Origin of the sequence: Nostoc sp. 'Lobaria pulmonaria (5183) cyanobiont' (assembly GCF_002949795.1) — a bacterium.
Taxonomy (GTDB): domain Bacteria; phylum Cyanobacteriota; class Cyanobacteriia; order Cyanobacteriales; family Nostocaceae; genus Nostoc.
The window spans coordinates 65,894-77,587 of the sequence record NZ_CP026692.1 but is presented as its reverse complement, the minus strand read 5'-3'; the positions used below and the strand labels follow the sequence as shown (position 1 = coordinate 77,587).

The following is an 11,694-nucleotide window of genomic DNA, read 5'->3' as shown; positions in this document are numbered from 1 at the left end:
GCTATCACTGTCTACTTCGGCGGAAGCGAAATGTGCAAAATTTCGCCTATTGTAGAGAATCCGGCGCGGGTGTAAAGGCGTTCTAAAATTAGATGATTTTGTAAAGTTAATCTTGCTTGCCAATTAGGTTCCACTACAATTGTGCTAATTTTTTCCACAACGATCGCAGGCCCATTAATACTATCTTCTGGTTGTAAATCTTCCCGCCGATAAACAGGAGTATCGTGCCATCTATCAGCAGTAAACATCCTTACTGTCTCAACAGACACAGGGACTTCATTTAAAGGGCGAGTACGAATAATTAAAGGTTCTTCGGGAGTATCCATTTTCTGAATTACTTCCACTGAAGCGGATTCAACAATTAAGCTTTTCTCTAATTGAATAAAACCATAGCGAGATTGATGTTCACTCTCAAATTCTTGTTGCATCAATACCAAATCATCGGCAAAATTAACGGTCAAGGTAGAGTTAGTACCCTGATATTTTAAGTGAGCTTTTCGGATTACTTCTACTTGACTCAGTGCCTCATGTATTTCGCTTCTAGCTTGATTTTCTAAATATTCCATTAACTGCTGTAGTTGAGAGATTAGTGCTTGAGTTAAAGGTTGCTCAACTCCTCCTTCTCTAATCGCCCGGACATCAGCTAATCCCATTCCATAAGCAGATAAAACTCCAGCATAAGGATGTAGAAATATTTTTTTCATTCCCAAGGTATCGGCAATTAAACAAGCAACTTGCCCACCTGCACCGCCAAAACAACAAAGCACATATTGGGTAACATCATAACCGCGTTGCAGACTGATTTTTTTAATTGCGTTCGCCATATTTTCCACTGCGATCGCCATAAATCCTGCGGCTACTTCTTCAGGAGTAGAATGATTTAATGTAGCGGTTTGAATGTCTTGGGTTAATTGGGTAAATTTTTGAATAACAATATCTTTATCTAAAGGTAAATTACCATCAATGCCAAAAACTGAGGGAAAATATTGTGGGTGAATTTTACCTAACATTACATTGGCATCAGTAACCGCTAATGGCCCGCCACGTCGATAACAAGCAGGCCCAGGATTTGATCCAGCAGATTTAGGGCCAACACGATAACTAGAACCATCAAAAAAGAGAACAGAACCACCTCCAGCAGCAATGGTATTAATTGCTAATACAGGAACTCGCATCCGCGCCCCAGCAATTTCCGAATCTAGTTGTCGTTCATACTCTCCTTTAAAGTGGGCGACATCTGTACTTGTCCCTCCCATGTCAAAAGTAATAACTAACTCGAAACCTGCCCTTTTACTAGTTTGAACTGCGCCAACAATACCGCCAGCCGGGCCACTTAAAATACTATCTTTCCCTTGAAATTGTTCGGCTGCGACTAAACCGCCATCAGATTTCATAAACATTAATTTGACGCTGGGTAACTGACTCGCTACTTGGTTGACGTAGCGACGCAGAATCGGAGTTAAATAAGCATCGACTACTGTTGTATCTCCTCGGCTAACCAACTTCATTAATGGACTAACTTGATGGGATACAGATATTTGAGTAAAGCCAATCTCTTGGGCAAGCTGGGCTATTTGTTGTTCGTGTTCGGGATAGCGATCGCTGTGCATAAAAACAATAGCACAACTCCGAATTCCTGTATGGTAAACTACTTGTAAGTCACTTTTGACTTGTTCAATCTTTATAGGTATTAATTCATTTCCGTTAGCATCGTAGCGTTCATCTATTTCAATCACCTGTTCGTAAAGCATCGTTGGTAAAATTATCTGGCGCGCAAAGATATTAGGACGATTTTGGTATCCAATTCGCAGCGCATCTTTAAACCCTTTGGTTATCAGAAGAACAACCCTGTCTCCCTTTCTTTCTAACAGCGCGTTTGTTGCTACTGTTGTCCCCATTTTCACTACTTCTATCGCTTCAGTTGGAATGGGTTCGTTGCGAGCAATACCCATGATATCTCGAATACCTTGGATGGCTGCATCTTGATATTGTTCGGGATTTTCTGAAAGTAGTTTATAGACTATAATCCATTGCTGATTAGGCAGAGTCACAATTAAAAAACGTTCGGGATGTTTTGAAAGTCTATCGATAATTGCTTGATTATTAGTAACAGCAACAATATCTGTAAATGTACCACCTCGGTCAGCAAAAACCTTCAACATTTCTCTGTTTCCTCTATAATCATAAAAAATTACGAAATAGCTTTAATATCCGTTATCAATTAATATTCACCTACAAATTGAGGATGAACCCAGAGAAATTCACGGCGTTTGTTTTGCACCCGCACTAAACCACCAAAACTAGGATCTTTTTCTTTCAGAAGGGCGTGTAATTCTCGCAAAATCGAGCCTTGAGCGCGGATTGCATCGCCTTCCAAGAAGGAGGCATCGCTCTTGGACTTTCCAGCCAAAGCCATATCACTTCCCTTTAAAGTAGACTCAATGCTTTTCTGTCCTAAATCGAGTTGTTCTTCAATGGCTTTGTAGGTGGTATCATCCAGTATTAATTTAGTTGCCGAACCTGCCACAGGTAAGACTAAGCTTAGGGTTCCGGTCAAAATTCTGAGATAGGGGATTGCCTTGGTGAACCACTCACGCGGCAAGTCTAATTCATAGACTCCCTTTTTATTGTCATTGGGATTTAAGGCTGGAAGTGGCTGACGTGCGTGTTCGCACCAGAGGGTGAGTTGAAACTTCGCACTAATCCATTTGGGGCGATCGAAAAATTTCGGATCGATAGGCTGAAAGCTAAACAGGCGCGGGCCGTCTTTTGCTTCATCAGTGAGCATCTGCATTAGTTCTGCAAACTGCTGATCGACCTGGCTTAAAATGGTGCGTTGCTCCTGAGATAATACCTGAAAACGTGCTTGATCTAGACGATCGTACATAACCAAATCTTTGCGGATGACGTTTAACTCGTCTTTCACAATGTATCGGAACTGCTCAATACCAATTTCTTGGGATGGGGGTTGAGCAGTCGGCGCGTTATTCAGCAGTCGATCTATGTTTTGCCATTCACCGCACCCGGAAATGGGACATGGATACTCATCACGATTTTTCTTTTTACTTTCAATTAGTTTCTGCACCTCAAACAGTCCGGTTCCAGGGGCATTCATGCTGCAAGGTGCAATGCAGGGAACCATGACGTTACAACGCAACCCTTCCCAGAAATTCTCGACTAGCCATTTAATCTCTTGGGTTAGATAGGATAGGAACCTTTCTGGATAAGCTGCCCGCACTGTAATTTTTACATCTGTACTACCATACTCCAGCAATGCCCGACCGTTGTAGTCATTGTCAAGCATTAAGCCGCGTTGCCAGTGAATGCTGTTTTCGTAATTAGTCCGCCCCAGTGAGTATTTGTGCAACCGGACAATCAACTGGTAAAATAATCCTTCTGCCACTGCAAACTGTCCGCGACTGTCTACAATGCGGCAGATTTGTATCTGTTGTCTGTCTCCCGCTTCCGCTTGCTCTCCCCAATTGGGCAATGGCTCCGGGCGTGTGTCGGGAACGAGTTGAGCAATGAGGCTGGTATTGCTAGTTTCTGACCGATCTAATACCACTTTGTAGGATAAATCAAAGCGTTCCATCAGCCGCAGAAAGATTGGATGCAATTGTGAGGGGTAGCCTTCTTCGCCTGCAAACGGCGGATGGCTCCACAACTGGCCCAGATGCTGAAATTCTACCAAACCGTTGCGTTTGCGTGTCATTTCATCATCTAGCACGAAGCTGATCGCCTTTGCCAGCCAGTCGGGTTTGAGGATGACGATATCGCGTAGTGTTGGGTCGTAATGGTAATGGATGAAATGCCCTAGTGTATGGGAGATGCGAAGGAACAGTTCTGCTTGCTCCTCATCGATTCCCTGTTCAGCGCAGATGGCAATGACATCATCGTAGGGTAGATAGGCTTTGTCACTTGTCTGTAAGGTTTCCCGCACTCGTTGCCACTTTGCGGGAACGGAACGCCCCATTTCGGGAAGAGATGCAGCGACACGAGCAATAGTATCTTTTAATTCTGCAAGACCAGTGCAATGTGTCGTATCCTGGTTGGGTTTGCTGTCTATATGGAAAAAATCGATTACCGTATCTTTGCCGAATTGATCGAGAATTTCTTGTCTGTCAATGTCTGGTTGTCGCTGTCCGGGGCCACCGTGAGTTGCGACAACTAGCACCTTTGCCTCCGGTTCCCGATTCTTGATCAGCGTAATCCACTCTTTGACAAAGCCCTGCTGGGGGCCTTCTCGTGGTTTCCACACCACCAGATACACGGCTGGCGCACTGAAAAACAACTGGTGCGTTGGTCGATAAACCCGTTGACCGCCAAAATCCCAAGCATTAAGTGATATCTCTGTACCACTGTCGGGAGCGGTGACGATTACAGGCTTAATCTCAATTCCGTGAGTTGTGGGGCGACCATCCACCCATTCATCTCCCCGCAACGCACCTAACAGACAACTCTTGCCCACTTCACCCTCGCCAATTAGGATGAGCTTGGCTTCATTCAGCGTCACCTGGGCTTCTGCCTTTGCCCGCAGGTATTGGAAGACTGCTTCTGTGCCTTGTTCGTAAGCGGCTGCAAGGTCAGGGTTAAGAGGGTTGTCGCCGAGGTAAAGCCGTTGCAACCCAGTCAGGGATGCGATCGCTTCTGGCAGTTCGCTCAGTTGGTTATTGTTGAGGTAAAGCTCTTGCAACCCAGTCAGGGATGCGATCGCTTCTGGCAGTTCGCTCAGTTGGTTGTTGCCGAGGTCAAGCCGTTGCAACCCAGTCAGGGATGCGATCGCTTCTGGCAGTTCGCTCAGTTGGTTATTGCCGAGGTTAAGCAGTTGCAACCCAGTCAGGGATGCGATCGCTTCTGGCAGTTCGCTCAGTTGGTTATTGCCGAGGTTAAGCAGTTGCAACCCAGTCAGGGATGCGATCGCTTCTGGCAGTTCGCTCAGTTGGTTATTGTTGAGGTTAAGCTGTTGCAACCCAGTCAGGGATGCGATCGCTTCTGGCAGTTCGCTCAGTTGGTTATTGTTGAGGTTAAGCTGTTGCAACCCAGTCAGGGATGCGATCGCTTCTGGCAGTTCGCTCAGTTGGTTATTGTCGAGGTCAAGCCGTTGCAACCCAGTCAGGGATGCGATCGCTTCTGGCAGTTCGCTCAGTTGGTTGTTGCCGAGGTAAAGCTGTTGCAACCCAGTCAGGGATGCGATCGCTTCTGGCAGTTCGCTCAGTTGGTTATTGTCGAGGTTAAGCTGTTGCAACCCAGTCAGGGATGCGATCGCTTCTGGCAGTTCGCTCAGTTGGTTATTGTCGAGGTTAAGCTGTTGCAACCCAGTCAGGGATGCGATCGCTTCTGGCAGTTCGCTCAGTTGGTTATTGTCGAGGTTAAGCTGTTGCAACCCAGTCAGGGATGCGATCGCTTCTGGTATCTCAGTGAGTTCTATGTTGCTGAGATTGAGTTCTATTGCTCCCTCTTGCCGTGCCTTTTCAATGCGCTGCTCTGCTTCTTGATAAGCTTTATCTCTTGCCATGAGCAAATCCTTTCTCTCACTACCAAAATCGGAGTAATAGCCAGACTCTTATTCTAATGTCAAAAGTAGATTCAGCTTAGTACAGAATTTTGTTAATTTATAGCGAATTAAATTTGGCGATACCAGGACTTACGCAAAATAATGAAAAAACGAACCGCATTCGCGCAGCGTCTCGTCAGAGAAGGACGCAAAGGAGAGGCAGCGCGGTCTTGGGGGTTTCCCCCATGAGCGACTGCCGTCACAAAGGAATAAGAGTTTCAGAGAGTTATTGCGTAAGTCCTAGATACCTTGGATTGTTAATGCGTTGGCTTGGATTGTTAATGCGTTGGCTTGGATTGTTAATGCGTTGGCTTGGATTGTTAGTGCGTTGGCTTGGATTGTTAATGCGTTGGCTTGGATTGTTAGTGCGTTGGCTTGGATTGTTAGTGCGTCGGCTTGGATTGTTAGTGCGTCGGCTTGGATTGTTAGTGCGTTGGCTTGGATTAAAAACGCTACGCTTTTACGCAAGACTGCACCTGTTTATTTTATTTTAATTAAAAATTTAACTACGTCAGATGATGTTGACAATTAGATAGCTTCCTGATTTAGCGGAATTACAATGACAAATTCTGTCCCCTTTCCAAGAGCAGAAATACATTCTAATTTTCCCTGATGTTTTTGGGTGATAATCTGATGACTAATAGATAAACCTAACCCAGTACCTTTATCAACTGGTTTAGTCGTAAAAAATGGTTCAAATAATTGTTTTTGTACCTTTTCTGGAATGCCTGTACCATTGTCGCCAATGCAAATAACTACCTGATTTTCGCTAGTGAGTTTAGTCTGAATGCGTATCTGGGGAGTAGAGAGCGCTTGTTCCCTTACTTCCCACTCACCATTTTCTACTACTTCTTCTAAAGCATCGATCGCATTTGCGAGAAGATTCATAAATACTTGATTCAGTTGTCCAGCATAACATTCTAATAATGGCAGGTCGCCGTACTCTTTAATCACCTCAATTGCTAGATTGTTAGATTTAGGTTTGAGGCGATGTTCCAGAATCATTAACGTATTATCTAGACCTTCATGGATATTCACAGCTTTCATTTCTGTGTCATCTAACCGAGAAAAGTTTCGCAAAGATAAGACAATTTCTGTGATTCGTTCCGCACCAACTGTCATCGAAGTTAGCAAGTTTGGCAAGTCTGCAATCAGAAAATCTAAGTCGATCGCTTCTGTTTCTTTTTGAATTTCCTTTGCTGGATTAGGATAGTTTTTCTGGTATAATTGCAGCAATTTTAATAAATCTTGCATATATTGATTGGCATAGCCGACATTGCCATAAATAAAATTGATTGGGTTGTTGATTTCATGCGCTACACCTGCTACCAACTGTCCCAAACTCGACATTTTTTCACTATGCACCAATTGAGATACTAGCTGCTTTGCCTCTTGGCGCAATTGTGCTTCTGAGTATCGCAATATCTGCTCTGCTTGTTTGCGCTGGGTAATGTCATGAAGAATAACGACATATTCCTGAAAATCCCGATGGGGTCGGTCTGAGATGGAAACTTCCAGAGTTCTGTTTTTCCCATTACTAATTAAAATTTGTTCGCTCCGCTTTGTCCACTGCTCTGGATAGTAGACTAATGCGGGTAGCCATTTGTTGAGGTGATTTCCTGGCAACTCAGATGGGTTAACACCAAAAAACGATTCGGTGGCTGGGTTAGCTTGGCGGATAATGCCTCGATCGTCTACGACTAAAATACCATCTTGGGCGACAGTAAATAGGTGTTCGGCAGCAACTCTAGCTTCTGCGATCGCTACCACTTGCGGTAAACTTGTCCAACAAGCGATCGCTACTCCCACAAATGCCACGCTCATCAGTAGCACCACAAATATATTCTCACCGCCCGCAGTCGCCACTTTATTAAGTTTGACGCCAAATAACCAGCCAACTGCCACGGCGCTGCACAGTAAAAAAATTAGGATGCTCACCTGAAGAATTACTGAATCTTTGATAATTACTACAGGGCGCGTGCGATATCGCCGCATCCACCAATCAGGATGGAAAGCAGGGAAATCTATACGGCGAATTACTGCATCTATTCCCATAACACCAATGGGAAATAATAACCCAATCAGCAAGTTGAGCCAACCCCAAGCAAATCCGCCCACCAACAGCACCACAACTTCTAACAGCAGAATGCCCAAAGATATGCGTGGAAACAAAACTTCCGGGCGATCGCGCCGAAGCCAAAGCCCCAGATGCAGTAACATAAAGGATATAAACCAGCCAATGTTACCAACAGCCACGATTCGCGCCACATCTCCCCAAATCAGATAGATTAAGCACAACACCAGTGTTAATGTCAATGCTGGAACAAACACACCCCGACGGGAGACCACAGAAAATACTGGTGAAATGTGGTTATCTAACGCCAGTTGGTACAAAATTCGTGGGCAATTAGAAACCACCGTTGCCGAACCTAAAAGACTTGCAGCTACTAGCAAAAAAGAAACACTTACACCAGCAAATCTTCCCCAAAAGGGCTGGGAAGCTGCCACCAGATTCAGGAAAGCATTGTCTTTAAGGTTGGGATTTGTTGCTAACCGCATCACTACCCAAGACCCTCCCAAAAAGATGGGTGGCATCATCCAAGCGGCAACGTCTAGAAAGCGCAGCGTTTGAGTGGGGTTGCGGCTATCGGCGACAAAGGAAGAAGCTGTTTCACAACTGTAGGTTGCATAGGTAACGAAAAAGAACCACTTTGCCCAATCCACGAAGCTCAAAGATGACCAACTGCTAGGAAAAAACCCAGGACTAACGGGAGAAAACGCTAACCAGTCAAGACCTTGGATACAGAAGGTCATTAGTAATGCAAAGGCTGGAATTACAAAAAACAAATGTAAAATACTCAGGGCGCGAGTCCCACTAAACGCCACAATAAAAGGCAACAGTGTAAAGCTAATATCCAGAAATATGTCTGGACAGGTAATACCCAGCGCCTCCAAATTTACTTTAATTAAATCTCTGAGTACGATTGTATTCACTGACAGGTAAGAAACCCAATTGAGGAGATATCCAATTGCTGCATAGCGAGCTAGTCCTGGGTAGTTATGCAGTAGCTTGGTAACATAGTTAGGTGTTCCTCCAGCTACATTGATGAAATGCATACCTAAGCGTTTTACCTGATAGTTGAGCAGCATTCCAAAAATCACCGCAGGTATCCAGACAAAAATAGCTTGAGAACCGAGAGCAGCATGAATCGCTGGAACCAATGCTGTCCAAGAAATATGAGCTGTCAAACCAAAGCCCCAACTTTCAACAGCACTCAAGCTTCTAGTTAAGCGAGGGTAAGAAGATTGACCCAAAGTGGGATGAGGAGGATGGGACATGATTGGCAGTGTTCGGTGGGATAATGTAATTAAGCTTATTAGCTAGAGTTCCCATCTCTTAAATATTCAGAATAAAAACTTTGTGTACGGAATCATACTTAGATGTTACAACATCTAATCTTTCATCGGAGAAAATTCACTTTACAAGACCAGCGTTTATTGCCCTCATCCCCCAACCCCTTCTCCCAATTTGGGAGAAAGGGAGCCAAACCAATTTCAAAGTCCCTCTCCCAAGCTTGGGAGAGGGATTTAGGGTGAGGGTTTTTGATTCACGCAAGAAGTCTATTAGCTAATTTCCGAGCGTGTATTCTGCCAAGGTGGGAATTTTAACTTCTGTTTCGGCTTGTAAGTCGAAGTCATACCACTCGTTACGCCATTGCAGACGAAACTTCAAACGCGTCCAGTTAGGTGGTAGGTTGGGACAGGCAACGGGGCCAAATTGAGTCATCCGAATGCCGCCAAACCCGAAAACTACTGCTTGCCATACTCCTCCAGCACTGGCAGCGTGAATTCCTTCGGCTGCGTTATGCCTCACATCCTCCAAGTCTACCAAGGCCGATCGCAGAAAGTGTGTATAGGCTTCGGTTGGTTGATTGAGGTCGCAAGCTAAGATAGCGTTAATGGCTGGGCCTAATGAAGAACCATAACTGTGGTCGGTGCGTTGGGTGTAATAGTCCCAGTTGGTGGCGAGGGTGTTATAGTCGTAGCGATCGCGCAATAAATACAAGAGCATCAATACATCTGGCTGCTTGAGAATCTGCTTTTGGTTTGTGGCTTCAATTCCCAACAAACCTTGCAGAGATTTGCTGCGCGGTTCGTAATCAGCGAGGTTAACGTCTTCTAGCTGGAAAAAGCCTTCAAATTGCTCAATTAAACCCGTTTGAGCATCTTCATTGACAAATAGACGCTCTTGGATTTCCACCCAACGATGCAGACGCTCTGTGGTTAAGTTGAGTTTTTGCATCAGTTGTGCTGAAGTTTCAGGATAAGCTTGTTTGAGCCAATCCCACAGTGCCAAAGCTGACTTCAAGTGCCACTGTACCATAAGATTGGTGAAGGCATTATTATCGACGCGATCGTGATTTTCATCCGGACCAATTACATCTAGGATGTCATAGCTGTGGCGCTCTTGGTTCCACTGCACCCGACTTTCCCAGAAAACAGCCGTATCAAGGATAATTTCCGCGCCATAATCGCGCATCCAGTCATCATCATTAGTAGTCTGCCAGTAATGCAAAATTGCATAAGCGATATCAGCAGTGATATGCACTTCAATGTCACCGCACCAGATGCGAATTAATTCACCGTTGGCAGCCGGAACCCAGCGCGGAGTGACTTCATCGCCAGTAGTGGCACTTTCCCAAGCAAACATCGCTCCTTGATAACCTGCTTCTTGAGCTTTGCGTCTAGCTCCTGGTAGGGTGTGGTAGCGGTAGGTAAGTAAGTTACGTGCTAGGGCTGGTTGAGTTAAGGTGAGGAAGGGCAGGATGAATATTTCTGTATCCCAAAAGATATGTCCGCTATAGGCAAAACCAGAGAGGGTTTTGGGAGGAATGCTCACGCGGTTGTCGTGACGCGGTGTCACCGCTAGTAATTGGAAGAGATTGTAACGGACGCTCAATTGAGCCAAGCGATCGCCTTCTATAATAATGTCACTGTCTTGCCACACTTGCTCCCATGCAGCAATGTGAGCTGCCAATAGGGTAGTATATCTGGGTTCATCAGCAAGTCTTTCTAAGGCGGCTGCAATCGGGATTTCTGTCTCTCGTGAAGTAAACAAGGTGACAATTTTTTCTACAGTTACCGTTTTTCCGGGATATAACTCTAAGGTGGTTGTCAAAATGGGAGAACTAGAAGCATTTTCGATGCTCACGAGTGTAGTCTCGTCACTATCTACCACTAACTTGGCTGCCATCCCAAGTTGAATATTTGAGTGGAGAGTTTGACTGTTTAACCAGATAATCTGATCTATGCCACCTTGGTTTAAGGTTCGCCAATGTTTGACGCCTTGGGTATCTGGTTCGCTGTCAAATCCTGCTTCGACGGTAATTTCACCCTCAAAGTCTACCGATGTGATTTGAGCGCGAATCGCCAAAACGTGTTGGTCTGCTAAACTGGTGAAACGCTCGAAGTGAAAATCTAAAGTATGACCACTAGGACTACGCCACCGCACATCACGGCTAACTAAACCTAAACGTAAATCGAGCCGACGTTCATAGTTGAGAATCTCACCACTGTCCATAGTAAAGCGTTCGCGTAGCGTCTCCGTAGGAGATTCGCCTGCAAATTTTACCACTAATGGCAGCCAGTTGGGACAGTTTACAAGTTGAGTATAAGTAATTGCCACATCATCATAAACACCGTGGATGAGTGTGGCTGGAAAATCTTGGGAATACCCTTCCTCAAACGTACCTCGCACTCCTAACAACCCATTACCAAGAGTGAAGACAGTTTCTTTATGATGTAACTGCGTCGGATTAAACTCCGTTTCAATAACGTTCCAGTCAGTATTGTCAATTAATTGCTGATTTTGTTGAGAATCGTAAGTGGATACGTTGAGCATGAGCGATCTAAACCTCTGTCTTGGGGATGGCTGTGGGCAGGATGCAGTAAAATTAGGAGCAATCTTGAAGTGATTAACTCCTTTTCTTTAGCGCGTAGATTAAAAGATAGTCTTAACGCCAAAAAATACGCTTCTGATAACAGTAGCGTTTCAAATTTCATCTGTCTACAGTTAGATTTCTTTAAAAGTGCCAGTTAGAACTCATAAATCTTAATTAGCTACGAATTGATTCGGCTTT

General features: G+C 44.8%; 5 protein-coding genes. All 5 read right to left on the bottom strand.

All coding sequences use genetic code 11. The annotated features are described in order from the left end of the window. Window positions 1-11: 11 nt before the first annotated feature. The 5 genes from NLP_RS00320 to NLP_RS00300 all read right to left on the bottom strand — a co-directional run bounded on the left by NLP_RS00320 (window position 12) and on the right by NLP_RS00300 (window position 11,456). Window positions 12-2,162, bottom strand: coding sequence for a hydantoinase/oxoprolinase family protein (locus NLP_RS00320; protein WP_104904653.1), 2,151 nt, complete (start codon window positions 2,160-2,162; stop codon window positions 12-14). A 59-nt stretch (window positions 2,163-2,221) separates the two neighbouring features. After that, a complete protein-coding gene (locus NLP_RS00315; protein ID WP_104904652.1) occupies window positions 2,222-5,515 on the bottom strand; it encodes a leucine-rich repeat domain-containing protein in 3,294 nt (1,097 codons plus the stop codon). 279 nt (window positions 5,516-5,794) lie between these two features. After that, entirely contained in the window at window positions 5,795-6,022 is a 228-nt protein-coding gene (locus tag NLP_RS00310; protein ID WP_104904651.1) for a hypothetical protein, read from the bottom strand. Window positions 6,023-6,082: 60 nt separating this feature from the next. Next, window positions 6,083-8,893: an ATP-binding protein gene (locus NLP_RS00305; protein WP_199784733.1), complete on the bottom strand. Its 2,811-nt coding sequence runs from the start codon at window positions 8,891-8,893 to the stop codon at window positions 6,083-6,085. Between the two features lie 289 nt (window positions 8,894-9,182). Beyond that, complete coding sequence (locus tag NLP_RS00300) at window positions 9,183-11,456, bottom strand: glycoside hydrolase family 65 protein (protein WP_104904649.1); 2,274 nt, start codon at window positions 11,454-11,456, stop codon at window positions 9,183-9,185. Window positions 11,457-11,694: the final 238 nt, after the last annotated feature.

Bases quoted from the DNA above. Each gene is read 5' to 3' on its own strand.
- NLP_RS00305 (WP_199784733.1), bottom strand. From the start codon at position 8,893: ATGTCCCATCCTCCTCATCCCACTTTGGGTCAATCTTCTTACCCTCGC.
- NLP_RS00300 (WP_104904649.1), bottom strand. From the start codon at position 11,456: ATGCTCAACGTATCCACTTACGATTCTCAACAAAATCAGCAATTAATT.
- NLP_RS00320 (WP_104904653.1), bottom strand. From the start codon at position 2,162: ATGTTGAAGGTTTTTGCTGACCGAGGTGGTACATTTACAGATATTGTT.
- NLP_RS00315 (WP_104904652.1), bottom strand. From the start codon at position 5,515: ATGGCAAGAGATAAAGCTTATCAAGAAGCAGAGCAGCGCATTGAAAAG.